At 70.0% G+C, this 24521-nt stretch carries 27 protein-coding genes; 20 read left to right on the forward strand and 7 right to left on the reverse strand.

Going from position 1 to position 24521, the window contains the following annotated elements:
• The first annotated feature begins 23 nt into the window (after positions 1-23).
• The 10 genes from G3576_RS08180 to G3576_RS08225 all read left to right on the forward strand — a co-directional run bounded on the left by G3576_RS08180 (position 24) and on the right by G3576_RS08225 (position 7880).
• Positions 24-1826 (forward strand): acetolactate synthase 3 large subunit, encoded by a 1803-nt coding sequence (locus G3576_RS08180; protein ID WP_164693857.1) that lies wholly within the window; start codon positions 24-26, stop codon positions 1824-1826.
• Positions 1827-1924: 98 nt separating this feature from the next.
• Entirely contained in the window at positions 1925-2425 is a 501-nt protein-coding gene (gene ilvN / locus G3576_RS08185) for an acetolactate synthase small subunit (RefSeq protein WP_235951581.1), read from the forward strand.
• A 55-nt stretch (positions 2426-2480) separates the two neighbouring features.
• A complete protein-coding gene (locus G3576_RS08190) occupies positions 2481-3515 on the forward strand; it encodes a zinc-binding metallopeptidase family protein (protein WP_164693859.1) in 1035 nt (344 codons plus the stop codon).
• Positions 3516-3530: 15 nt separating this feature from the next.
• On the forward strand, positions 3531-4547 hold the full coding sequence (ilvC, locus tag G3576_RS08195; protein ID WP_164693860.1) for a ketol-acid reductoisomerase: 1017 nt from the start codon (positions 3531-3533) through the stop codon (positions 4545-4547).
• A 73-nt stretch (positions 4548-4620) separates the two neighbouring features.
• A complete protein-coding gene (locus tag G3576_RS08200) occupies positions 4621-5244 on the forward strand; it encodes an aspartate/glutamate racemase family protein (protein ID WP_164693861.1) in 624 nt (207 codons plus the stop codon).
• 52 nt (positions 5245-5296) lie between these two features.
• Entirely contained in the window at positions 5297-5914 is a 618-nt protein-coding gene (locus G3576_RS08205) for an SOUL family heme-binding protein (protein ID WP_164693862.1), read from the forward strand.
• Positions 5911-6216, forward strand: coding sequence for a hypothetical protein (locus G3576_RS08210; RefSeq protein WP_164693863.1), 306 nt, complete (start codon positions 5911-5913; stop codon positions 6214-6216). Before G3576_RS08205 ends, G3576_RS08210 begins: the two co-directional genes overlap by 4 nt.
• Positions 6217-6249: 33 nt before the next feature.
• Positions 6250-7197 (forward strand): allantoinase PuuE, encoded by a 948-nt coding sequence (gene puuE / locus G3576_RS08215; RefSeq protein WP_164693864.1) that lies wholly within the window; start codon positions 6250-6252, stop codon positions 7195-7197.
• A gap of 8 nt (positions 7198-7205) precedes the next feature.
• Positions 7206-7544 carry a DUF6968 family protein gene (locus tag G3576_RS08220; RefSeq protein ID WP_164693865.1) on the forward strand — a complete coding sequence of 113 codons (339 nt, stop codon included), beginning with the start codon at positions 7206-7208 and terminating at the stop codon, positions 7542-7544.
• A gap of 9 nt (positions 7545-7553) precedes the next feature.
• Positions 7554-7880, forward strand: a complete 327-nt coding sequence (locus G3576_RS08225; protein WP_164693866.1) for a DUF6968 family protein — start codon at positions 7554-7556, stop codon at positions 7878-7880.
• 30 nt (positions 7881-7910) lie between these two features.
• On the opposite strand, the gene G3576_RS08230 is transcribed toward G3576_RS08225, so the two are convergent.
• Positions 7911-8888: an NAD(P)-dependent oxidoreductase gene (locus G3576_RS08230; protein ID WP_164693867.1), complete on the reverse strand. Its 978-nt coding sequence runs from the start codon at positions 8886-8888 to the stop codon at positions 7911-7913.
• Positions 8889-9186: 298 nt separating this feature from the next.
• Here G3576_RS08230 and G3576_RS08235 point away from each other — a divergent pair, with 298 nt between their 5' ends.
• Positions 9187-10794 (forward strand): 2-isopropylmalate synthase, encoded by a 1608-nt coding sequence (locus tag G3576_RS08235; protein ID WP_164693868.1) that lies wholly within the window; start codon positions 9187-9189, stop codon positions 10792-10794.
• Here G3576_RS08235 and G3576_RS08240 read toward each other — a convergent pair.
• The 4 genes from G3576_RS08240 to G3576_RS08255 all read right to left on the reverse strand — a co-directional run bounded on the left by G3576_RS08240 (position 10754) and on the right by G3576_RS08255 (position 13897).
• The gene (locus tag G3576_RS08240) at positions 10754-12391 is read right to left on the reverse strand and encodes a sensor histidine kinase (RefSeq protein ID WP_164693869.1); all 1638 of its coding nucleotides are present in this window, start codon (positions 12389-12391) and stop codon (positions 10754-10756) included. The genes G3576_RS08235 and G3576_RS08240 overlap by 41 nt on opposite strands.
• 16 nt (positions 12392-12407) lie before the next feature.
• Entirely contained in the window at positions 12408-12635 is a 228-nt protein-coding gene (locus tag G3576_RS08245; RefSeq protein ID WP_235951583.1) for a NepR family anti-sigma factor, read from the reverse strand.
• 48 nt (positions 12636-12683) lie between these two features.
• The gene (locus G3576_RS08250) at positions 12684-13292 is read right to left on the reverse strand and encodes a sigma-70 family RNA polymerase sigma factor (protein ID WP_164693870.1); all 609 of its coding nucleotides are present in this window, start codon (positions 13290-13292) and stop codon (positions 12684-12686) included.
• 65 nt (positions 13293-13357) lie between these two features.
• On the reverse strand, positions 13358-13897 hold the full coding sequence (locus G3576_RS08255; protein ID WP_235951585.1) for a sigma-70 family RNA polymerase sigma factor: 540 nt from the start codon (positions 13895-13897) through the stop codon (positions 13358-13360).
• A 56-nt stretch (positions 13898-13953) separates the two neighbouring features.
• On the opposite strand from G3576_RS08255, the gene G3576_RS08260 reads away from it, so the two are divergent.
• From G3576_RS08260 to G3576_RS08275, 4 genes are all read left to right on the forward strand, one after another.
• Complete coding sequence (locus G3576_RS08260) at positions 13954-14718, forward strand: PhyR family response regulator anti-anti-sigma factor (protein WP_164693871.1); 765 nt, start codon at positions 13954-13956, stop codon at positions 14716-14718.
• A gap of 82 nt (positions 14719-14800) precedes the next feature.
• Entirely contained in the window at positions 14801-14965 is a 165-nt protein-coding gene (locus G3576_RS08265) for a DUF1328 domain-containing protein (protein ID WP_092958535.1), read from the forward strand.
• A gap of 83 nt (positions 14966-15048) precedes the next feature.
• The gene (locus G3576_RS08270; protein WP_164693872.1) at positions 15049-15666 is read left to right on the forward strand and encodes a hypothetical protein; all 618 of its coding nucleotides are present in this window, start codon (positions 15049-15051) and stop codon (positions 15664-15666) included.
• 5 nt (positions 15667-15671) lie between these two features.
• Entirely contained in the window at positions 15672-17531 is a 1860-nt protein-coding gene (locus G3576_RS08275) for an ABC transporter ATP-binding protein/permease (RefSeq protein ID WP_164693873.1), read from the forward strand.
• Between the two features lie 8 nt (positions 17532-17539).
• Here G3576_RS08275 and G3576_RS08280 read toward each other — a convergent pair whose 3' ends face one another.
• Together G3576_RS08280 and G3576_RS31235 are read right to left on the reverse strand one after the other, a co-directional pair.
• Positions 17540-18175, reverse strand: a complete 636-nt coding sequence (locus G3576_RS08280) for a hypothetical protein (RefSeq protein ID WP_164693874.1) — start codon at positions 18173-18175, stop codon at positions 17540-17542.
• A 100-nt stretch (positions 18176-18275) separates the two neighbouring features.
• Entirely contained in the window at positions 18276-18512 is a 237-nt protein-coding gene (locus G3576_RS31235) for a YMGG-like glycine zipper-containing protein (RefSeq protein ID WP_207622704.1), read from the reverse strand.
• A 246-nt stretch (positions 18513-18758) separates the two neighbouring features.
• Here G3576_RS31235 and G3576_RS08290 point away from each other — a divergent pair, with 246 nt between their 5' ends.
• The 5 genes from G3576_RS08290 to rodA all read left to right on the forward strand — a co-directional run bounded on the left by G3576_RS08290 (position 18759) and on the right by rodA (position 24469).
• Positions 18759-19802 carry a rod shape-determining protein gene (locus G3576_RS08290; protein WP_164693875.1) on the forward strand — a complete coding sequence of 348 codons (1044 nt, stop codon included), beginning with the start codon at positions 18759-18761 and terminating at the stop codon, positions 19800-19802.
• A gap of 33 nt (positions 19803-19835) precedes the next feature.
• Positions 19836-20699 carry a rod shape-determining protein MreC gene (gene mreC, locus G3576_RS08295; RefSeq protein ID WP_164693876.1) on the forward strand — a complete coding sequence of 288 codons (864 nt, stop codon included), beginning with the start codon at positions 19836-19838 and terminating at the stop codon, positions 20697-20699.
• An 11-nt stretch (positions 20700-20710) separates the two neighbouring features.
• Positions 20711-21244 carry a rod shape-determining protein MreD gene (locus G3576_RS08300; RefSeq protein ID WP_164693877.1) on the forward strand — a complete coding sequence of 178 codons (534 nt, stop codon included), beginning with the start codon at positions 20711-20713 and terminating at the stop codon, positions 21242-21244.
• A 184-nt stretch (positions 21245-21428) separates the two neighbouring features.
• Complete coding sequence (gene mrdA, locus G3576_RS08305; protein WP_164693878.1) at positions 21429-23321, forward strand: penicillin-binding protein 2; 1893 nt, start codon at positions 21429-21431, stop codon at positions 23319-23321.
• A complete protein-coding gene (gene rodA, locus G3576_RS08310) occupies positions 23318-24469 on the forward strand; it encodes a rod shape-determining protein RodA (protein ID WP_164693879.1) in 1152 nt (383 codons plus the stop codon). Before mrdA ends, rodA begins: the two co-directional genes overlap by 4 nt.
• Positions 24470-24521: the final 52 nt, after the last annotated feature.

The raw sequence follows: 24521 nt of genomic DNA on the forward strand, positions 1-24521 counted from the left end.
GCCACAGGAAAGCCGACCGACCCATGTCCGCCACCACCCAGCACGCCGACCAGACGCCCCTGACGATGTCGGGTGCGGAAGTCGTCCTCCGCGCGCTGAAGGACCAGGGCGTCGAGGTCATCTTCGGCTATCCCGGCGGCGCGGTATTGCCGATCTACGACGCGATCTTCCAGCAGAACGCCATCCGCCACATCCTGGTGCGGCATGAGCAGGCCGCGGTGCATGCGGCGGAGGGCTATGCGCGTTCCACCGGCAAGGTGGGCTGCGTGCTGGTGACCTCCGGCCCTGGTGCCACGAATGCCGTGACGGGCCTGCTGGATGCGCTGATGGACAGCGTGCCGCTGGTCTGCCTGACGGGCCAGGTGCCGACGCACCTGATCGGCAACGACGCCTTCCAGGAAGCCGACACCACCGGCATCACGCGCCCCGCCACCAAGCACAACTACCTGGTGAAGCGGTCCGACGACCTGGCGCGGGTGGTGCATGAGGCCTTCCACGTCGCCCGCAGCGGCCGCCCCGGCCCGGTGGTGATCGACCTGCCGAAGGACATCCTGATCAACAAGGCGCCTTATGCGGAAGCGCCGCCCGCCACCCAGCCGCACCGGTCCTACCGCCCGCAGGCGGAGCCCGACATGGGCCAGATCCGCAAGGCGGTGGCGCTGCTGAAGGCGTCGAAGAAGCCGGTGGTCTATGCCGGCGGCGGCGTCATCAATGCGGGGCCGGAGGCGTCGCGCCTGCTGACGGAATTCGTGCACCTGACGGGCTTCCCCTGCACGAACACGCTGATGGGCCTTGGCGCCTTCCCGTCCCAGGACAAGCAGTTCATCGGCATGCTGGGCATGCACGGGACCTACGAGGCGAACCTCGTGATGCATGGCTGCGACGTCATGCTGAACATGGGCGCGCGCTTCGATGACCGGGTGACGGGCAAGCTCAGCCATTTCTCGCCGGGCTCCAAGAAGATCCACGCCGACATCGACCCGTCCTCCATCAACAAGAACGTCAAGGTGGACGTGCCCATCGTCGGCGATGCCGGGCGCATCCTGGCGGCGATGATCCAGGCCTGGAAGGAAGACACCACCACGCAGGACCGGGAGGCGCTGGCCGCCTGGTGGAAGCAGATCGACGCCTGGCGCGCGAAGGACTGCCTGCGCTACGTGCAGCAGGGCAAGATCATCAAGCCGCAGCATGCGGTGAAGCGCCTGTACGAGATCACGCGGGAATCCGGCCGCGACACCTACATCACGACCGAGGTCGGCCAGCACCAGATGTGGGCCGCGCAGTATTTCGGCTTCGAGAAGCCGAACCGCTGGATGACCTCGGGCGGGCTCGGCACCATGGGCTACGGCCTGCCGGCGGCGATGGGCGTGCAGATCGCGCATCCCGATGCGCTGGTCATCGACATCGCCGGCGAGGCGTCGATCCTGATGAACATCCAGGAGATGGCGACGCTGGCGCAGTACCGCCTGCCGGTGAAGGTGTTCATCCTGAACAACGAATACATGGGCATGGTGCGGCAGTGGCAGGAACTGCTGCATGGCGGCCGGTATTCCGAGAGCTACTCCGCCGCGCTGCCGGACTTCGTCAAGCTGGCGGAGAGCTTCCACGGCGTGGGGCTGCGTGCGACCTCGGCCGATCAGCTTGACGACGTGATCCGGGAGATGCTGGCGACGGATCGTCCGGTCATCGCCGATATTGCCGTGGCCAAGGACGAGAACTGCTTCCCGATGATCCCCTCGGGCGCCGCGCATAACGAGATGATCCTCGGCCCGGGGCAGGAAGGCGGCGTCGCCGGCGTGACGGATGAGGGCAAGGTCCTCGTCTGACCACCACGCCGCGTGACCACCGCGGGGCGTTCGCGCGCCCCGCTTTCCCGACCTTCTGACCAAGATCGAATCCCATGTCCGACAAGACCGGAACTGCCATGCGCGCCGCAACCATTGCGGTGCTGGTTGAAAACGAGGCCGGCGTGCTCGCCCGCGTCATCGGCCTGTTTTCCGGCCGCGGCTACAACATCGACAGCCTGACGGTGGCCCCCGTCGATGCGGAGGGGCGGCTGTCCCGCATCACCGTCGTCACCTCCGGCACCGAGATGGTGATCGAGCAGATCAAGGCGCAGCTCGATCGCCTGGTGCCGGTGCACAAGGTGAGCGACCTGACGCTGGAGGGGCCGCACCTCGTCCGTGAACTCGCGCTGATCAAGGTGGTCGGCACCGGCGACCATCGGGTGGAGGCGCTGCGCCTGGCGGATGCCTTCCGCGCCCGGGTCGTGGACGCGACGACGGAAAGCTTCGTCTTCGAGATGACGGGGAATGCCGAGAAGATCGACGCCTTCTGCGCGCTGATGCGGCCGATCGGGCTGAAGGAAATCTCCCGCACCGGGGCCGTTGCGATTGCGCGCGGTACCCATGCGCTGATGGGCTGAAACCTTGTCGGGTCTCGCGCCGTTCGCACCGCGAACCGACCGTGGAGCCCGAGTCATGCGCCTTTTTGCCTGCCAGAAGTGCAGCAACCTGCTGCATTTCGAGAATACCTCCTGCGAGAAGTGCGGATCCGCGCTGGGGTTCCTGCCCCGGCACGGCCGCATCTCCGCCTTCGAGGCCGATGGCGTGACCGCCATGCTGGACCATCGTCCGTGGAAGCCCTGCGCCAACGCCGCGCAGGACGCCTGCAACTGGTTCCTGCCCGCGGATGACGAGGAGAGTTTCTGCCCGTCCTGCCGCCACAACGAGGTGGTGCCGGACCTGACGGTGGCGGAGAACCTGCCGCTGTGGCGCAAGCTGGAAGGGGCGAAGCGGCGGCTTCTCTACACGCTGCAGCGTCTCGGCCTGCCGCATGAGACGGCGGAGCTGCGCTTCAGCTTCCTGGCCGATGTGGACGGCCAGCCCGCCATGACCGGGCATGACGAGGGGCACATCACCATCGCGCTGCGCGAGGCGGATGACGCGGAGCGCGAGAAGCGCCGCGGGCTGATGAACGAGCCCTACCGCACCCTGCTCGGCCATATGCGGCATGAGGTGGGGCACTGGTACTTCATCGTGCTGGTGGAACGCGCCGGCCGAACGGCGGAATTCCGCGAGCTCTTCGGCGATGAGAGCGCGGATTACGCGGCCGCGCTGCAGGCGCATTACGCGCGGGGCGCGAATGACGACTGGCGGGGGGAGTTCATCTCCGCCTACGCGGCCGCGCATCCGCATGAGGATTGGGCGGAGTGCTTCGCCCATTACCTGCACATGGTCGATAGCCTGGAGACGGCGGGCAGCGTCGGCCTGCGCATCCGCCCGCGGCTGGACCGGGAGGGCGTGCTGGAGGCGGAGGTGGATTTCGACCCCTACCGCGCCGGCATGGACGACATCCTCGCGGCCTGGACGCCGCTGACGGTGGCGATGAACGAGATCAACCGCAGCATGGGGACACCGGACCTATACCCGTTTGTCCTGTCTGCCCCCGTGGCGCGGAAGCTTGGGTTCATCCATGAATTGGTGCATCACAGACCCGAGACCCGGGTTAGCTAGAAGGAAAGCCTGAGAATGCGCGTGTACTATGACCGCGATGCGGACGTGAACCTGATCAAGGCCAAGAAGGTCGCGGTCATCGGCTTCGGCAGCCAGGGCCATGCCCATGCCATGAACATGCGCGACAGCGGCGTGGCCGACGTCGTCATCGGGCTGCGGCCGGGCGGGTCCTGGAAGAAGGCGGAAGCCGCGGGCTTCAAGGTGATGTCCCCGGCCGATGCGGCGAAGTGGGCCGATGTCACGATGGTGCTGACGCCGGACGAACTGCAGGGCGACCTCTACCGCGACCACCTGCATGAGAACCTGAAGCCGGGCGCCGCCATTGCCTTCGCGCATGGCCTCAACGTGCATTTCAACCTGATCGAGCCGCGCGCCGACATCGACGTGTTCATGATCGCGCCGAAGGGCCCGGGCCACACGGTGCGCGGCGAATACCAGAAGGGTGGCGGCGTGCCCTGCCTGGTCGCGGTGCACCAGAACCCGTCCGGCAATGCGCTGGAGATCGCGCTCTCCTACGCCTCCGCCGTCGGTGGCGGGCGTTCGGGCATCATCGAGACGACCTTCAAGGAGGAATGCGAGACCGACCTGTTCGGCGAGCAGGTCGTGCTCTGCGGCGGCCTGGTCGAGCTGATCAAGGCGGGCTTCGAGACGCTGGTGGAAGCCGGCTACGCCCCCGAGATGGCCTATTTCGAGTGCCTGCACGAGGTGAAGCTGATCGTCGACCTCATCTATGAGGGCGGCATCGCCAACATGAACTACTCGATCAGCAACACCGCCGAATACGGCGAGTACGTGACCGGTCCGCGCATCATCACGGCGGAGACGAAGGCCGAGATGAAGCGGGTGCTGAATGACATCCAGTCGGGCAAGTTCGCCCGCGACTGGATGCTGGAGAACAAGGTGAACCAGGCCTCCTTCAAGGCGACGCGCCGCCGCCTGGCCGAGCACCCGATCGAGGAAGTGGGCGAGAAGCTCCGCGGCATGATGCCCTGGATCAAGAAGAACCAGCTGGTGGACAAGGCGCGGAACTGAGGCGGGCGGAGACGCCGTCTCGGGGGGCGGCGGGGCAACCCGCCGCCCTTCGTCGTTTCTGGGGGGAAGCACCATGAAGACCATCGCCTGCCTGCACACGGCCGGGAGCAATGTCGCGGTGTTCGACGCGGCCTGCCCGCCGGGCGTGGTGTTGCGACACACGGTCAATGAGACGCTGCTGAAGGACGCGGAAGCCGCGGGCGGGCTGACGGAGGCGATCGCCGCGCGGACGGCACGCGCGCTGGAGGCGCTGGCCGGGCCCGGCGTGGATGCGGTGCTGCTGACCTGCTCCACGGTCGGGCCGGGCGTCGCGCTGGCCCGCGCGCCCGTGCCGGTGCTGCGGGTGGATGCGGCGCTGGCGGAGGCCGCGACGAAGGGCGGCGGGCGCGTGGTGGTGCTCTGCGCCGTCGAGACGACGATGGAGCCGAGCCGCAGGGTGTTCGAGGAACCGGCCGCGCGGCATGGCGCGACGCTCGATGTGCGGCTGGTGCCGGGCGCCTGGGCGGCGTTCCGGGGCGGCGATGTCGCGGGCTATCACCGGCTTGTCGCGGAAGCCGCCGAAGCCGCCTTCGCGGAAGGGGCGGCGGAGGTCGCGCTGGCTCAGGCCAGCATGGCCGGTGCGGTGGCGATGGCGCGGGGCCGCAAGCCGCTGGCGAGCCCGCCCGTCGGACTCGCCGCGGCCGTCGCAAGCGCGTGACGGCGGCCGGAATGGCTCGCGATGGCAGGCGCGGGGTGGTAGCGGTGCCGCCATGCTCAAGCGCCTTGCGACCCTCGCCTCCACCGTCCTCCTCTCCGCCTGCTCGGTTGTCGGCGTGAGGTCGGGGACGGAGGAGCCGCGCTACGAGGCGCTGGGCACGGAATCCGGGATCGAATTCCGCCGCTACGCGCCGCGCCTGGCCGCCGAGACGGTGGTGGAGGGAGCCGAGGAGGCGGCGCGGAGCGAGGGGTTCTCCCGCCTGGCGCGCTACATCTTCGGGGGCAACCAGGGATCGGCGCGGATCGCGATGACGGCGCCGGTCGCGCAGGATCGGATGCGCATCGCCATGACTGCGCCGGTGGCGCAGGCGGCGACGCCGGGCGGCTACCGCATCCGCTTCTTCCTGCCCGCCGCGCTGCGCGATCCGCCGGCGCCGAACGACCCGCGCGTCTCGATCACGGAGGTGCCGGGGGAGACGGTGGCGGTGCTGCGCTTCACGGGCGTGCCGAGCCCGGCGGCGGTGGCGGCGGCGCGGGCACGTCTGGAAGCGGCGCTGCCCGCCACGCGCTGGGTTGCGGCGGGCGAGGTGGTGGGCTGGTTCTACGATCCGCCCTGGACCATCCCCGCGCTGCGGCGGAACGAGGTGGCGGTGCCGGTGGTGCCACGATGATCCGGCTGGCGATCCTGCTGGTACTGCTGGCCTCGCCAGCGGCCGCGCAGTCCCGCGACTGGACCGCGGAGAAATGCAGCCGCTACGGCGAGATGTGGCCGCAGGCGCTGGCGCGGTTCGGGCGCGTCGGGCTGTCGGAGGAGTTCCTCGCTCGGCACGAGGCCTTCATCGCCTCCGGCTGCCGCACGCGGGATGTCTGTCCGCGGTCGCCGCAGGAGATCGCCATGGCCGATGTCATGACCATCGCGGCGATGAATGCGGGGACGGCGAGCAGCTTCGTGCCGTTCATCTGCCGCGATTGACCGGGAGGGGCGGCGCTTGCCACTGTTCCGGGCATGACAGACGCCCGCTTCCCCGATGACGGCTCCGGCTATCCCCGCGACCTCCGCGGCTACGGCGCCAACCCGCCCGACCCGAAATGGCCGGGCGGCGCGAAGCTCGCACTCTCCTTCGTGCTCAACTACGAGGAGGGCGGCGAGAACACCGTCCTGAACGGCGACCGGGGCAGCGAGCTCTACCTCCATGAGGTGCCGGGCGGGTCGCCCACGGTCGGCGAGCGCAACCGCAGCACGGAGACGCAGTTCGACTACGGCGCGCGGGCCGGCGTGTGGCGCGTCATGCGGCTCTTCGCGCAGCAGGGGCTGAACTTCACCGTCTATGGCGTGGGCCGCGCGCTGGAACTGAACCCGGATGTCGCCCGCGCCTTCGCGGAAGCGGGGCATGAGGTGGCGTCCCACGCCTGGCGCTGGTTCGACTACCACTCGATGAGCGAGGCCGAGGAGGTCGAGCATATCAACCGCTGCGTGGAGACCATCGCGCGGCTGACGGGCACGCCGCCGGTCGGCTGGTACACGGGGCGGTTCAGCCCGATGACGCGCCGCCTGGTCGCGCGGCATGGCGGGTTCCTGTATGACAGCGACAGCTATGATGACGACCTGCCGCATTACGTGAAGGTCGAGGGGAAGGACGTGCTGGTCATCCCCTACACGCTCGACAACAACGACATGAAGTTCGCCGTGCCGCCGGGCTTCGGCGATCCCGATGGGTTCGAGCGGCATCTCCGCGACGCCTTCGACCTGCTGCTGGAGGAAGGGCGCGCGGGCAGCCCGAAAATGATGTCGGTGGGACTGCATTGCCGGCTGGTCGGGCGGCCCGGGCGCGCGCGGGCCTTGCAGCGCTTCCTCGCGCATGTGGCGAAGCACCGGGACGAGGTCTGGGTGGCGCGGCGGGCGGATATCGCGCGGCATTGGTGGGCGGTGCATCCGCCCGGCACCACCCCGTGACACGGGGGGTGATCGCGACCCGGGTCTATGAGGTGGATGGCCGGCCCGAACTCCGCGTGGCGATCGAACAGCCCATCATGGAGGAGAACGGAAACTGGTTCTGCGGCTATGAGATCCAGGGGCCGAAGACCAGCATCAAGGGGTCGTTCGGCGGCGCTGACGCATTGCAGGCCTTGATCCTCGCCATTTATGCAATCCGGCTGAAGCTGGAGCTTTCCGACGAATATCTGGAAGGGCGCCTGAGTTTGGACGGTGCAAAAGATCACCTCGACCTTCCTGACCCGGCGCTTCACCCCCACCACCCCGCCAATGTCGAACATTTTCGCCGGCATGCGCCGGAGGCGTGAAGGGGTGCGATGGAGGTGATTGCCGAGCGGCGATACCAGGTGCGCGGCATGGCTGACCTGGTGCTTCGCATCGGCAAGCCGGAGCCCTTCCCGGACGGCCGGAATTTCCTTTGTCCCTACGAGATCGACGGCCCGCTGACGCAGCGGCGCTCCCACTTCGGCGGCGTCGACGCGGTGCAGGCGTTGCTGAATGCAGTTGGGGCGGCGACGATCGACCTGGAACTCTGCGAGGAGGTCGTGCAGGGATTGCTGTCCCTGCATGGTCAAAGCGGCGAACTGGGGCTCCCCGATCCGCTGGCGCTGACCCGCCTGCGGTCAGCGGGAACCATCGGCTGACAGGGGTCTGTCGGGGCCTGGAGCCTGGCTTCAGCGCCCCTGCAATATCCAGGGGTTCACCATCATCGCCGGGTCCGGCTTGCCATCCAGCGCGTCCAGCATGTTCTGCGCGGCGAAGGCGGCCATGCGGTCCAGGCCCTCCTTCGTGCTGGCGGCGGAATGCGGGCTGATGACGACGTTGGGCAGGGTGAGGAGGGGGTTGCCGGGCAGGGCGGGCTCCACCTCCAGCACGTCGAGGCCGGCGCCCATCAGGTGGCCGGATCGTAGCGCCGCCACCAGCGCATCCTGCTTCACCACGGGGCCGCGGGCGGTGTTCACCAGGATGGCGCCGGGCTTCATGGCGGCGAAGGCGGCTTCGTTCATCAGGTGGTAGGTGGCCGGCATCAAGGGGCAGTGGAGCGTCACGACATCGGCCTCGGCCAGGCCGGCATGCAGGTCACGGACGCAGCGGAAGCCGTCGGCGGCGATGCGGTGGGGGGCGAAGTTCGGGTCGAGCACGGCGACGTCCAGCCTGAACGCCTTGAGGTACTGCGCGACGCGGGTGCCGATCCGGCCATAGCCCACGACCAGCGCCTTGCGGTCCGCCAGATCCACCATCCGCAGGCCGTCCTGCGGCCACCAGCCGCCATCTCGCGCGACGTGGTTGTGGATGTCGACGGCCCGGCGCGCCACCGTCAGCAGCAGCATCATGGCGTGTTCGGCGACGGACAGGTCGTTGGAGCCGTTGGCGACCATCACCGCGACGCCCCGCTCCGAACAGGCGGGGATGTCCACCGTGTCGTAGCCGACGCCGATGCGGGAGACGGCGCGGAGCCTCGGCGCGATGGCCAGCGCGGCGCGGTCCACGCGGTTGGTCCAGGCGATGCAGGCCTCGGCATCGGCCAGGGCGGCGTGCCATTCGGCCTCGGTCGGGTCGTGCAGGATCGTCATGTCGAGGTCGCGCCGCGCCTCCAGCACCGCCATCCCTGCCGCCGCCAGCCTGCGGCCGACCACCACCTTGAACGCCATCGGCTTCGTTTCCCCACCCTTAACGGCGGTATCGTGACCCCGCCGCGGCTTGCGCGCCAGTGCTTGCAGGGCCGCGCGGTCGCGGTTAGGGTGCGGGCAGCCATGACGCTCCGCGCGCGCCTTTTCGAGCCGACCAACGCCCCCCGGGCGGGTCTGTGCCTGCGCGCGCTTCTTCTTCTTCGACTTAGCCACCCCTGGGCGTAACGCCCGGCCGATCCAGGCCGGCATCGCTCAGGGGACCCTGAGGGCAGTTGCGCCCTCGCGCATGGCTCAACGACGAATTGAAGGAACGCCTCCCATGGCCATCAATCATCCGTCCTTCGGGGCGATGGACCCCGACCGCATCATCGTGTTCGACACCACGCTGCGCGATGGTGAGCAATCCCCCGGCTTCTCCATGAACCTGGAGGAGAAGATCCGCATGGCGGAGGCACTGCACGAACTTGGCGCCGATGTGCTGGAAGCGGGCTTCCCCATCGCCAGCATCGGCGACTTCGAAAGCGTTCACGCCATCGCCCAGAAGTTCAGCAAGGACGGGCCGGTGGTCTGCGGCCTGGCGCGCACGGCGCCGGGTGACATCGCGCGGGCGGCCGAAGCCATCAAGCCCGCGGCGCGCAGCCGCATCCACACCTTCGTCTCCACCAGCCCGCTGCATATGCGCGTGAAGCTGCGGATGGAGCCGGAGGATGTGCTGGCGCTGGTCACCTCCTCCGTCACCGCCGCGCGCAACGCGACGGCGGATGTGGAATGGAGCGCGGAGGACGGCACGCGCACCGAGATCGACTTCCTCTGCCGCTGCGTGGAGGCCGCGATCAAGGCGGGTGCCACCACCATCAACATTCCCGACACCGTCGGCTATGCGGTGCCGGAGGACATGCACAACATCTTCGCCACCGTCCGCAACCGCGTGCCGGGGGCGGAGCGCGTCATCTTCTCCACCCACAACCACAACGACCTCGGCCTGGCGGTGGCGAATACCATCGCGGCGATCCGCGCCGGCGCGCGGCAGGTGGAATGCACCATCAACGGGATCGGGGAGCGCGCGGGCAATGCGTCGCTCGAGGAGATCGCGATGGTGCTGCGCACGCGGCATGATGCGCTGCCCTTCGCGAACGGCGTCGCCACGCCGAACATCCTGCGCACCTCGCGCCTGCTGGCGACCATCACGGGCTTCGACGTGCAGCCGAACAAGGCGATCGTCGGCCGCAACGCCTTCGCGCATGAGAGCGGCATCCACCAGGACGGCATGCTGAAGGACAGCTCCACCTACGAGATCATGACGCCGGAAAGCGTGGGCTGGACGAAGTCGTCGCTGGTCCTGGGCAAGCATTCGGGCCGCGCCGCCTTCAAGGACAAGCTGAAGGCGCTGGGCTACGATGTCGGCGACAACGCCATGAACGACGCCTTCAAGCGGTTCAAGGACCTCGCCGACCGCAAGAAGGTCGTCTATGACGAGGACATCGTGGCGCTGGTGGATGACGAGGTCGTCCGCGCCAATGACCGCATCAAGCTGGTCGGGCTCAGCGTCTCCACCGGCATGCACACGCGGCCCATCGCCTCCATCGCGCTGGAAGTGGATGGGGAGGCGCGCGAGGGCGTGGCCGGCGGCGATGGCGGCGTGGATGCCACCTTCGCGGCGCTGCGCCAGGCCTTCCCGCATGAGGTGAACCTGAAGCTCTACGCCGTACAGTCCGTCACCGGTGGCACCGACGCGCAGGCGCGCGTGACGGTGCGGCTGGAGGAAGGCGGCAAGCATGTGGACGGGCAGGGGGCGGATACGGATACGATTGTCGCTTCCGCCCGCGCCTATGTGCACGCGCTGAACAAGCTGCTGGTGAAGCGCCAGCGCACCGCGCCGGCGGAGATCAACGCGGGGAGCCCCGCTCCGGTGCAGGGGGCGGCCTGACGGAAGGCGGCGGGCGGGGCAGGGGCGAGCGCAGGGGGAAATCCAGCGTCAGCCCCGCCTCCTGCCGCTTCAACTCGCCGCCCAGTTGGCGCGCCAGGCCGCGCAGCAGCATGGCGCGCAGCTGGTCGTCGCTGCGCGGCGTCACGCCATCATCGCTGATGGCGAGGTTGGCGCGGCGGTCGTCGGCCTCCACGCGGATGGTGATGCGGCCGCCGCGGCTGGGCGGAAAGCCCTGCTTCAGCGCGGCCGAGACGGCTTCCGTGATGATGAGCGCCAGCGGCACCGCCTGGTCGGAGGAGATCCGCAGCGCGGGCGCCGAGACGTCGAGCTGGATGCGGCGGCCGGGGCGGTCCCCGACCGCGGCGAAAAGCTGCACGCCCAGTTCCTCGATGAAGGCGCCGAGGTCGATCGCCTCCGGATCGTGATGGGTGTACATGTGGCGATGGAGCGTGGCGATCGCGCCGATCCGGTCGCGCGCGGCCTCGAACTCCGTCCTGGCGGCAGGGTCCGTCACGCGCTGCGCCTGCAAGGCCAGCAGGCTGCTCACGATCTGGAGGTTGTTCTTGACGCGGTGATGGACCTCGGAGGCCAGGATCTCCGCCCTTTCGCGCGCCGCCTTCAGGTCCGTCTCCCGCGCCGCCAGCGCTTCCGCGCCGGCCACGAAGCTCTCCGCCAGGTCGCGAATCTCGTCCGGCATGCCGCGGCGGTCCGGGGCTTCAAGCGTCCCGCCGCGCTGGCGCCACTGGGTGACGATGCGTCGAAGCTGGACCAGCGGGCGGGTCACCGCATAGCCGGACCCCAGCATGACGGCGCCGATGCTCAAGGCGAGCAGCGCGAGGATTTCGCCGAGCCGCTGCAGCGCGGACAGCAGCGCGGCATCCTGCGCCTCGGCCGCGGGTTGCGCCACGAGCAGCGATACCGTGTCCGTGATCGGCGCCTCCGCGAGCAGCAGTGCACCGCCCTCATCATCGGTCGCGGTGCCGGTTTCGGGGCGCCAGGCCTGGGGGGCTGCGGGACCATCCGGCGCAACAGCCCAGGCCCTGCCATCCTCATCCACGATCCAGGCGGACAGGCCGGGCGGCGGCATCGGCAGGGTGACATCGGCGGAGAGGCGACGTCCTTCCACGACGCGGGTGAGTGTGGCCACGCCGCGGTCGATGACGAGGTCGCGCAGCACGGTGGCGGCGGGGACACGGTCAAGCACCTCGCCGGCCGAACAGGCGAAGCCATCCCCCTGCGCCAGCCTGAGGGTCAGGCCTGGCGGGAGGGTGGTGGCGGCGAGGGTGCGGCAGGCCGCGTCGACGGACGGGATGGCACCAAGCAGGTTCAGGGCCGTGTCGGCCAGGTCCAGGCGCGCCGCGACACGGCGGTTCAGCAGATCGCGCTGCACCGTCAGGGCGTCACGCGCCTGATGGACGGAGGCGTTGTAGTCGCTGAAGGTGCCCGCCAGGGCAATGACGACAACCGGCGTGGCGGCCAGCAGCAGCAGGCCGATCAGGCGCCCGCGGATGGTGGCCTGCGGCCGCGGCAGGGACCAGCCATGGGAGGCGCGCCCGGCGGGTTCCGCGGGCAGGTGGTCGGGCTCGGGCTGCTTCATGGCGGGCCCCGCCAGCTCAGGCGCCGCCCTTCCGGTCCTTGTCCGCCTCGATCAGGCGCAGCAACTCGTCCGGGATCGGCTCGTTCGCCACGCTGTCGTAGAGCTGGTGAAGGCCGCGCTGCAGCCAGAGGCCGAACGCATCTTCCGATGCGCGGCCCCCGCCCTCGGCCTGCGTGGCCGGGGCGGGTCTTGGCTTGGAGGAGGCCTTCCTGCTGTCGCTGCTGTCCATGTCCATCGCCGCCATCGGCGCCGCACCAGAGAAGAAGCCGTTGCGGCGCCGTGCCAGCTGGACTTAGGCGAACAGGTGCCGATCGCCAACCCCCGCGCGAGAACCCTTCGTGCCGCGCGCGTCCTGCGACCGGCTGCCGCGGGTGTCCTCGATGCGGTCCTCCGCCTGCGTGGCCTCGTTCCGGGCGCCGTTCTCCTCGCCCATCAGCCAGGTCTGCAACTGGCGGCGGGCCCGGAAGACGCGGGACTTCGCCGTGCCGACGGCGCAGCCCGTGGCTTCTGCCACATCCTCGTAGGACATGCCCTGGAGCACCACCATGAACAGGGCCTCGCGCTGGTCGGCGGGCAGGCGGTTCACGGCGTGGCCGAGTTCCTTCAGCACCAGCCGATCCTCGTGCGTCGCGCTGACCGCGAAGGCGCCGGCGGGCAAATCCTCGATATCCGTCGTCTCGCGCTGCTTGCGCAGCGTGCTGATGAAGCGGTTGCGCAGGATGCGGTGCATCCAGGCGGCGAAGTTCGTGCCCGGCGTGAAGCTGTTCTGCGCCGCGAGGGCATTCGCGACGGCATCCTGCACCAGGTCTTCCGCGGCAGCCCGGTTGCGCGTGAGGGCCAGCGCCTGGACGCGCAGGCGGGGCAGCAGCGCGATCAACTGACCGTGGAATTCGTTCGGCATCGTCCACTCCATCCTTGATGCAGGGTGAATGACGAGGTCGATCCTTCGGTTGCATCGCGGATCCGTTATCCCATCACGGGAGCGAGATCATCGGCGAGCGCCTTCCGTGCGCGGGACACGCGCGCCTTCATCGTGCCGACGGGGACGTTGCAGATGGCGGCCGCTTCTTCGTGGCTGAGGCCGCGGGCGGCGACGAGCACCAGCGCTTCCCTCAGCGTGGGAGAGAGGCGGGAGAGGGAACGGGCGAGGTCGCGGAGCTGATGCGCCGTCTCCTGTTCGGCCGGCGGGGGCGGGATGTCGGGCGCCGGGGCCTCGCGATGCATCTGCTCGCGCTTCGCGCGGCGCCAGCCTTCGCGGAAGGCGTTGCGCAGCACCGTCAGTGCCCAGGGGCGAACCGCTTCGCGCATGTCATGCGCAAGCTCCTCCTGGGGTTCGAAGCTGTCGAGGTTGCGCAGCATGCGCAGCACGGCTTCCTGGACCAGGTCGTCGGCTTCCACTCGCGAACGCGTGAGCATGCGGGCGGCGGCGCGGAGTTCCGGCAACAACTGCGCGATTGCGCCGCGCATCGCCGTGTCTTTGGCTTGTTCAATCACGGCGCGATGCATATCAACGACCGGGCGGGCGCGGCACCGCACTCTGCCGCATCGGAGATGACAAGGTGATGAGCGAGATCGGTCGGACTGCCTTGATCGGCGCCCTTCCCTACGCCCGGCGCTACGCGCGTGCGTTGACGGGCTCCCAGGCCCGGGGCGACGCGATGGTGGCCGATGCGCTCCGCGCCGGCCTGGTCGCGCCGGAACGGGTGCAGGAGCCGGTGCTGGCGGCCCGCGTCGCCTTCTACACGGTGATCGGCCGGCGCGCCGCGGATGTGACGCCCGCGGAAGGGCATGGCGAGCAGGATGCGCTGACGCCGACGCAGCGGATGCTGCTGCTTCTCACCTCGCTCGAGGAGCTGGACGTCCCGCATGCCGCGATCGCCGTCGGGCTGCCGGCTTCCGATGCGGCGACGGAGGTGGAGGCCGCGCGTGCCCATCTCCGCGCCGGCGCCGTGGCGCGCGTCCTGATCATCGAGGACGAGCCGATCATCGCGATGGATCTGCAGCAGCTGGTCGAGAATGCGGGCCATGAGGTGGTCGGCATCGCGTCCAGCGAGGACGAGGCCGTGGCGATCGCGGAGGCGGAACTGCCGACGCTGGTGCTGGCGGATGTGAACCTCGGTGCCGGGGGTGATGGCGCGACGGCCGTGGCACGCATCATGACACGCCACCGCGCGCCGGTCATCTTCGTCACCGCCTATCCGGAACGGCTGCTGACGGGCCAGGACCTTGAGCCGGCCTTCATCATCACCAAGCCCTTCGAGCCCACGACCCTGGCCGTCGCCACCTACCAGGCCGTGACTCGCGGCGTGCATCTGGACCCCGTCTGAGCCGCCCTATTCCCGTTCCGGTGGGGAAACCGCCTCCGGCTTCTCGCGTTCGTGGGGCGGTTCCCACAAGCGGGAGGCGATCATGCTCTACTGGACCCTCATCTTCCTTGTCGTCGCGCTGATCGCGGGGCTTTTCGGCTTCGGCGGCATTGCCTCGGCGTCAGCCGGCATCGCGAAGATCCTGTTCGGCATCTTCATCGTGCTGTTCCTCGTCAGCCTCGTCTTCGGCGCCATCCGCGGCGTCTGACGGGGATGGATCCGCAGGGGAAGGGCGCGACGCGCCGAATCATGCTGGGCCTGGCCGCGTGCCTTCCCCTTGCAGCGCCCGCCATGGCGCAGGACCGGCCGCCGCCGCGGCCACAATCGGATCTGTGGTTCGATCCGACGCAACTGCCGAGCTTCACCGGCACGGTGGAGCGCTACCTCATCAATCCGCGTGGCGAGACGGATGCCCTGCTGTTCCGGGAGGGGCCGCAGATCGTCTTTCCGCCCGATGTCGCACAGGCCGTGCGCGATGCGGCGCCGGCTGGGCGGCCCATCATCGTGTGGGGCATCCGTGCGCGGCACGCGCCCGTCATCACCATGCTGGCCTTCGCGCCGAATGGCGACAGCGTGCCGGGCGTCGTGGACCGCTTCTACTGGCGGCTCGGCGGTCGCAGCGCGGCGGAGCGGGCGGAGCGCATCAGCGTCGCCGGCACGGTGAAGGTGCCCTATTTCGCGCCGCAGGGTGAGATCGCCGGTGCGATCCTGGATGACGGGACCGTCGTCACGGTGCCGCCCGGTGCCTCCGAAGGGTTGCGCGACCTGCTGCGGCCCGGTGCCCGGCTGGCGGCGGAAGGGCCCGGCGTAGCCGGAGAGCATGGCCGCGCCCTGGCCGCCGACCGCATCGGCGACACGGCCGAAAACCTGAAGCCCGTCACGGTTCCCGAACCCCAACGCAGGCGCTGATACCCATGCCGGATACGACCGAGGCGCAACCCGAGTCCGCGCCGCGGCAGGGTTTTCTCAGGCGCTTCTGGCGCCTGGCGCGCGGCTACTATGCCTCGCCGCAGGACCGCAAGCGGGCCTGGCTGCTGACCATCGCGGTGGTCGTGCTGACGCTGGCGCAGATCCTGGTGCAGCTGCGCTTCAACCTCTGGAATCGTGACTTCTTCAACGCGCTGGAGAATCGCGACCGCGCCGCCTTCTTCGGCGAGATGTGGATGTTCGGCGCGCTGATCCTGGCCGCGATGGTCACGGCGGTCGCGCAGCTCTGGGCGCGGCAGGCGCTGATGCTGGATTGGCGGCGATGGCTGGTGCACCGGCTGCAGCAGCGCTGGCTGGAAAGCGGGCGGCACTACCAGCTGAACTTCATGCCCGATGCCGCCGACAATCCCGACCAGCGCATCAGCGAGAACACCCGCTGGGCGACGGCGATGGCGGTGGACCTGCTGGTCGGGCTGCTGGGCTCGATCCTGACGCTGGCGTCGTTCCTCGGCATCCTCTGGACGCTGTCCGGGCCGCTGCACATGGCCTTCGGCGCCAATGAGTTCGAGATTCCCGGCTACATGGTCTGGGCGGCGCTGCTCTATGCCACCGTGGGCTCCGTCCTCACCTGGCTGATCGGCGGGCCGATGGTCTCCATCAACATCCGGCGCAACGAGGCGGAGAGCAACCACCGCTTCGCGCTGATCCGCATGCGGGAGAGCAGCGAGGGCATTGCGCTGATCCGCGGCGAGCCGGATGAGGAGCGCGGGCTGAAGCGCGCCTTCGGCCAGGTCGCCAACGTGATGAAGGACCTCTACGGCAGCGAGCGCCGGCTGATGTGGCTGACCTCCGCCTATGGCATGGCGGCTGGCGTGGTGCCGATCCTGGTGGCATCGCCGCGCTACTTCGCCGGCGCCATCACGCTCGGTGTCCTCATGCAGATCACCCAGGCCTTCCTGGAGGTGACGCGCAGCCTGAACTGGTTCGTCGACAAGTTCCCGATCCTCGCGGATTGGCGCAGCCATGTGGAGCGCGTGGTGGCGCTGGAGGACACTTTCGACGAGGCCGAGGCGATGGAGGGCGCCGACCGCATCACGGTGAAGGAAGGGCCGGATGAGGAGGGGCGGGAGGTGCTGGCCTTCCGCGACCTGCAGATCGGCCATGCTGACGGCAATGTCGTGATCCAGGAAGCCAATGCCGAGATCAAGGCCGGCGAGAAGGTGCTGATCGTGGGCGAGAGCGGGACGGGCAAGTCGACGTTGTTCCGCGCCATTGCCGGGCTCTGGCCCTGGGGGGCGGGGGAGATCCGCATCCCGCCGCGCGACCGCATGATGTTCATGCCGCAGCGGCCCTACATCCCGCTCGGCTCGCTGCGCGCCGCGCTGGCCTATCCGGCCGCGCCGAAGAAGTTTCCCGATGCGGCCATGACGGCGGCGCTGGAACGCTGCGGCCTGCCCCACCTGGTGCCGCGGCTGGAGGAGGAGGATCGCTGGGATCGCGTGCTGTCGCTTGGCGAGCAGCAGCGGCTGGCCTTCGCGCGGCTGCTGCTGCACCGGCCGCGCTGGGTGTTCCTGGACGAGGCGACCGCCGCGCTCGACGAGGAGAACCAGGACGTGATGATGAACCTGTTCAAGGAGGAACTGGCGGAGAGCGCGCTGGTGTCGATCGGCCACCGGCCGGGGCTGGATGCCTATCACGACCGGACGCTGCACCTCTCGCGCGCGCCGGACGGGGCGCGGCTCGAGGTGCGGCGGCGGGTGGGGCCGGCGCCAAGGCCGAAGGGCAAGGCGGGGCCGCTGGTGGCGGCGGGGCGCGGGGCGCTGCGGCGGATGCTGCGGCGGAACTAGAAGGGCGGTCAGGCCCGCTCCAGCCGAATCGCGTCGCGCAGCGCGGCGCGGGCGGCGGCGGCGAAGCGGCAGGCGAGGCGGATCGCTTCCTCCCCCCCGCGCCGGTCATGGGTGATGGTGATGCCCACCGTCATCATCCGGCCGGCGACGCCGGAGACGCAGACCACCTCCGTCACCAGCCCGCGCGAGGCGGGAAGGGCGGCGCGGTTGCAGAGGAGGTCGGTGCTGCTGCCGTCATGCACCACGAAGCTGCGCCAGCGCAGCTCCGTCGGGCGCCGGCCGGACCCGGCGCGGGCGCGGCGGGTGGCTTCCTCCAGCATGCGGAGCGAGGCGTCGCCGGTGGCCTCGGCCAGGGCGCCGCGGGCGCTGGCCGAGGTCGGGCCGTCAGGGACGGGAAGGGCTGTGCGGCCCGAGAGGGTGACGGCGGCCGTGACGTTCTGGCGTGCGAAGGCGAGCACGGCACCGCCCTCCGGCCCCGGGGCCGGGCCCGGCGGCCCTTGGCGGCGGAGACCCGCCAGGCGGGCGGGCAGCGTGGACAGCATGGCGGCATCGTCGCCGGCCGAGGGGCCGGAGCCGCGCGCCGGGTGCGGCGCGACGCTGGCCAGTGCGGCAAGGGCGAGGAATGCCGCGTGCACCCGCCTCATGCATCATCCTTTCCCGAAGCGGGAAGGATAGGCGGGCGGAACGGGGCGCGCTACCGGCCGGTGAAGATTTCGCCTGCCGATTGCGTGCCCCTGGTTCGGTTCAGCGCCAGGCCGGGCGGCCGAGATTGACCGAGCCGGGGCTCGTCAGCGCACCGCCGGCCGCGCCCGCCGCGCCGCCGATCAGCGCGCCGGTGCCGACGCCGCCGCCCGAGACGGCGCCGATCGCCGCGCCGGCGCCCGCGCCGAGCAGGCCGCCGGAGACGGCGCGGTCACCGGTGGTCTGCCCGCAGGCGGCCAGGGAGCCAGCGACAATGAGAAGCAGGGGAAGACGGCGCATCGTGACCTCCTTCGGGGTTCGTGTGCCGGCCGTAACGCTGCGGAACCCTGCCGGTTCGCCGGGGGCGGGCCCTGGCTTGTCATCAGGGCTTGAGCCAGGGACGGGGGAGGGCTATCGGAGGCGCCTCTCGCCACCCCGCGGCGCCGTGAGGACCGGGCGGCGCCATGACCCAGCGGTTCTGGGCGGGCGTGCCTGGCCGATGGCCGGCGGGTTCGCTGGCATCGACGCCTGGAAGGTCCCCGCCGCATGTTCTCCCGCCTGTTCGGCTTCCTGTCGGCCGACATGGCCATCGACCTCGGCACCGCGAATACGCTGGTCTATGTGAAGGGCCGCGGGATCGTGCTGAACGAGCCATCGGTCGTCGCCATCTCCGACCATCGCGGCAAGAAGCAGGTGCTGGCGGTGGGGGAGGAGGCGAAGCAGATGCTGGGCCGCACCCCCGGCAACATCGCCGCCATCCGCCCGCTGCGGGACGGCGTGATCGCCGATTTCGAGGTGGCGGAGGAGATGATCAAGCACTTCATCCGCAAGGTGCATAACCGCCGCTCCTTCGCCTCCCCCATGATCATCGTCTGCGTCCCTTCCGGCTCCACGGCCGTGGAGCGGCGGGCGATCCAGGAATCGGCGGAATCCGCCGGGGCCCGGAAGGTGCTGCTGATCGAGGAGCCGATGGCGGCGGCGATCGGCGCGGGGCTGCCGGTGACGGAGCCTTCGGGGTCCATGGTGGTCGATATCGGCGGCGGGACGACGGAAGTGGCCGTCATCTCGCTCGGCGGCATCGTCTATGCCCGCTCCGTCCGCGTCGGCGGGGACAAGATGGATGAGGCGATCATCAGCTACATCCGCCGCCAGCATAACCTGCTGATCGGCGAGAGCACGGCCGAGCGCATCAAGATGGAGATCGGCGCCGCCGCCCCCCCGCCCGATGGGGAGGAAGGGCCGATGACGGAGGTGAAGGGCCGCGACCTGATGAACGGGGTGCCGCGGGAGGTGGTGGTCAGCCAGCGGCAGATCTCGGAAAGCCTCTATGAGCCGGTGATCGCGATCGTCGAGGCGGTGCGGGTGGCGCTGGAGAATACGCCGCCGGAACTCGCGGCGGACATCGTGGACAAGGGCATCGTGCTGACCGGCGGCGGCGCGCTGCTGCACCGGCTGGACGGCGTTCTGCGGGATGCGACCGGGCTGCCCGTTGTGGTGGCGGAGGATGCCCTTTCCTGCGTCGCTCTCGGCACGGGGCGCGCCCTTGAGGAGATGAAGCGGCTTCGCCACGTACTCACCTCCATGTATTGATAGGGGGGTCAGGTCCTTGCGGGGGGGCGTCGGTTGATCCGTCTGAGCATTCCGCTCCGGCAGGCATTGTCCCGCCTGTCGCTGCCCGTGCTGATCGCGGTGGCGTTCGGCACCATGCTGCTCGGCAAGGCCGATGCGCTGCTGGCGGAACGCGCGCGGACGGCGCTGGCGGATGCGCTGATGCCCTTCTACGCGGCCTTCGCGGAGCCCGCCCATGCGGTGCGGGACGCGGTGGAGGAGATCGAGCAGCTTTTCGTCATGCGGGAGGAGAATGCCCGCCTGCGGGAGGAGAATGAGCGGCTGCGGCGCTGGCAGGCGGCGGCGCTGTCGCTGGAGGCGGAGAACGCCATGCTGCGGCGGCAGCTGGCCTTCGTGCCGGAACGGGCGCCGGCCTACCAGACGGCGCGGGTCGTGGCCGATGGCGGGGGCGTCTATGCCCGGGCGGTGCTGCTGTCCGTGCCGCCGGAGATGCAGGTGCGGCGCGGGCAGATCGCGCTGGATGAGCGGGGCTTCGTGGGGCGGGTGACGGAGGTGGGCAACCGCTCCGCCCGCGTGCTGCTGGCGACCGACATGAACAGCCGCATTCCCGTGACGCTGGAAGGCAGCCGGGCGCGGGCGATGATGGTCGGAACCAACGGGGCCCGGCCGCGGCTGCAGCACTGGGCGGAAGGCAGCCGGCCGGCGGAGGGCGAGCGGATCGTCACCAGCGCGGAGGGCGTCGCCTTCCCGTCGGGCCTGCCGATCGGCGTGGTGCGCTGGACGGAATCCGGCACGGCGGAGGTGGAGCTGTTTGCCAGGCTCGATCGGCTGGATGTGGTGCGGCTGTTCGATTTCGGGCTCGGGGGCATCCTGCCGCCGGAAGCCGTGGCGCGGCCCGAACCGCGTGGCCGGCGCTGAGGGCATCCCCCATGGTCGGGCGGAAGGAACCCTCGCCCGGTCTGCTGCGGCGGCTGGACGATTGGGCGCGGGCGGCCTTCCCGGCCATCAGCACGGCGGTGCTGATGATCATGGCGTCGGGCCCCACCGGCCTGGCGACGCTGGTGCCGGGCGTGGCGCTGCCCTGCATCATCTTCTGGTCCATCTTCCGGCCGGGTGCGATGCCGCCGCCGGCGGTCTTCGTGCTGGCGCTGCTGCAGGATCTGCTGACGCTGGCGCCCTTCGGGACAGGCGTGGTGACGCTGCTGGTGGCGCATGGGCTGGCGGTGGCCTGGCGGCGCTTCCTGGTGCGGCAGAGCTTCCTGTTCGTCTGGCTGTGCTTCTGCGGCTTCGCGGTCGGGGCGGCGGGGCTCGGCTGGGTGCTGACGGCGCTGCTGGCCTGGGACCTGCCGGCGCCGGCGCCCTCCCTGCACCTGGCGGCGCTCTCCGCCGGGCTCTACCCGGCCTTCGCCTTCGTGCTGGGGCGCATCCACACGGCGATGCGGCAGGCGGAGGAGATGGTGTGACCAGGCTCACGGCCCCGCCCACACCCACCAGCGCAACCGCGTCTCTTTCGGCCCGGCTGTTCCGCCGGGCCGCGGCCGCGAATGCGGCCCCGCGCACAGACCGCCAGCATGGCCCCACGCCACAGCGCGTAGGCGCGCAGGCAAGCGCGCGGAGCGCGCGCCCGCCGCTTGAGGGCACAGATTTATGAGCCGCAAGCAGCGGGAGGAGGAGCGGGTCCGCGGCATCTTCGGCCGCCGCGCGCTTCTGCTGGGCGCCGGGCAGATGGGGCTGCTGGGCTTCCTGGCCCATCGCCTGCACACGCTGCAGGTGGATGAGGGGGAGCGCTACGCGACGCTGGCGGAGGAGAACCGTCTCTCCGCCCGGCTGCTGGCGCCGCCGCGCGGCCGGGTGCTGGACCGGGAAGGTCGCGTCGTCGCCGGCAACCAGCTGAACTGGCGCGCCCTGCTGGTGGCGGAACAGACCTCGGACGTCAGCGCGACGCTGGAGACGCTGACGAAGATCATCCCGCTGACGGATGCCGAGCGCGCGCGGATCGAGCGCGAGGTGCGCCGCCGCCGCCGCTTCGTGCCGGTGGTGGTGCGGGAGTTCCTGAGCTGGGAGGAGATGGCGCGGATCGAGCTGAACGCGCCGGACCTGCCGGGCATCAGCGTCGATGTCGGCACCACGCGCGTCTATGCGGAGGGCGAGCACCTCGCCCACATCGTCGGCTATGTGGCGCCGCCGGCGGAGCGCGACATGGATGGCGACCCGCTGCTGGAACTGCCGGGCATCCGCGTCGGCCGCGCGGGGATCGAGCGGCACCATGACCGGACGCTGCGCGGCCGCGCCGGCGCGGTGCAGCTGGAGGTGAACGCCGTCGGCCGCGTGATCCGGGAGCTGGACCGGCGGGAGGGCGTGCAGGGGCAGGACGTGCAGCTTTCCGTGGATGCGGAGCTGCAGAAGTCGATCCGCGGCAAGATCGAGGAAGGCACCTCCGTCGTCCTGATGGATGCGCGGAATGGCGAGCTGCTGGCCATGGCGACGCAGCCGAGCTTCGACCCCAATGTGTTCAATTCCGGCGTCTCCGCCGCGCAGTGGCGCGAATGGACGGCCAACCGCGCGACGCCCCTGATCAACAAGGCGACCAACGGGCTCTACGCGCCGGGCTCCACCTTCAAGATGGTGGTGGCGCTGGCGGGGCTGGAGGCGCGGGCGGTGACGTCGGGGGAGCGTGTGACCTGCCCAGGCTACATGGACCTCGGCGATACGCGGTTCCATTGCTGGCACCGGCCAGGCCATGGCGGCGTGGACATGCGGACGGCGCTCAAGCTGTCCTGCGACGTCTACTTCTACGAACTCGCCAAGCGCGTCGGCATGGACCGGATAGCCGCCATGGGGCGCCGCTTCGGGCTCGGCGTGCCGCTGGAGATCGAATTGCCGGGCACGCGGGCCGGCCTCATGCCGACGCGCGAATGGCGCCAGGCGCAGGGGCGGCCCTGGGCGCTGGGCGATACGGTGGTGCATGGCATCGGCCAGGGCTTCTACCAGCTGACGCCGCTGTCGCTGGCGACGATGACGGCGCGGCTCGCGACCGGGCGCGCGGTGCAGCCGCATCTGACGCGGGCGATCGGCGGGCGTCCGGTGCGCGGCACGCGGGCGGAGGATTGGCCGAGCCTCGGCATCCCCGACCGCGACCTGCGCCTGGTGCGAGAGGCGATGTGGGCGGTGGTGAATGAGCAGGGCGGCACGGCCCGCGCCGCAAGGCTGCCCGCGGAAATCGGCACCATGGCCGGCAAGACGGGCACGACGCAGGTGCGGCGCGTGAGCCGCGAGCAGCGGGAGAGGGGCTTCCGCGTGGACCAGATGCCGCGGGAATGGCGACCGCATGCGCTGTTCGTCGCCTTCGCGCCGGTGGAGAACCCGGTCTTCGCCGTCTCCGTCGTGGTGGAGCACGGCACGAGCGGATCGGGCGCCGCGGCGCCGCTGGCCCGCGATGTGCTGGTGGAGGCCTTCCAGCGGCTGCGGCCGGGGCAGGGCGGGCCCGCCGCGCGGGTCGCGGAGGCGCCGCGATCGCCCATCCCGCCGGTGCGGCCATGAAGTTCGAGCGGCGGCTGCTGCTGCGGGAACGCGGCTCGGGGGTCTTCGAGAAGCTGTGGCAGATTCCCTGGGTCTTCGTGCTGCTGCTCTGCGCCGTCGCCGGCGTGGGGTATGTGGCGCTGTATTCGGCGGGGGGCGGGGCGCCCGATCCCTATGCCGGGCGGCATGCCATCCGCTTCGGTTTCGGCCTGGTGATGATGCTCTCCATCGCGCTGGTCGATATCCGGCTGATCGCCCGCTTTGCCTGGGTGGGCTATGCGATGGGCGTGGGGCTGCTGGTGCTTGTGGCGCTGCATGGGCAGGTGGGGAAAGGGGCGCAGCGCTGGATCGATATCGGGCCGGTGCAGCTGCAACCGTCCGAGCTCATGAAGATCATGCTGGTGGTGGCGCTGGCATCCTGGTTCCACAAGGCGTCCTGGGAACGGATCGGCAATCCGCTTTTCCTCATTCCGCCGATCATCGCGGTGCTGATTCCGGCGGCGTTGATCTTCAAGCAGCCCAATCTCGGCACATCGCTGATCACGCTGATGATCGGAGGCGCGGTGTTTTTCGCCGCCGGCGTCCGGCTCTGGAAATTCGCGATACTGGTCGGCGCGGTCGCGATCGCGGCGCCGATCGTCTACGAGAACCTGCATGATTACCAGCGGGCGCGGATCACCACCTTCCTCGATCCGGAAAGCGATCCGCTGGGCGCGGGCTACAATATCATCCAGTCAAAGATCGCGCTTGGCTCCGGCGGTTTCTGGGGCAAGGGGTTCCTGCAGGGCACGCAGGGCCACCTGAATTTCCTGCCGGAAAAGCAGACGGACTTCATCTTCACCATGCTGGCGGAGGAATTCGGCCTGGTCGGCGGGCTGTCCGTGCTCGGCCTCCTGGCCAGCGTGATCGCCTTCGGCTTCCTGGTGGCGCTGCGCAGCCGGCACCAGTTCGGACGGCTGCTCGCGGTGGGGCTGGCGACGAACTACTTCCTCTATGTCTTCGTGAACATCGCCATGGTGACCGGGTCCATCCCCGTCGGCGGCGTGCCGCTACCGCTGATCAGCCATGGCGGGTCGGCCATGATCACGGTCATGATCGGCTTCGGGCTGCTGATGTCGGCGCATGTCCACCGGGATGCCGATCTCGGTGCGGATCGCGGCGAGACCTGACGAAGTTGCAGGTCTCGTATGACCTCATGGGCTTGCCAAAGGGCCTCCGACC

Source organism: Falsiroseomonas algicola (genome assembly GCF_011040385.1).
Lineage (GTDB): Bacteria > Pseudomonadota > Alphaproteobacteria > Acetobacterales > Acetobacteraceae > Falsiroseomonas > Falsiroseomonas algicola.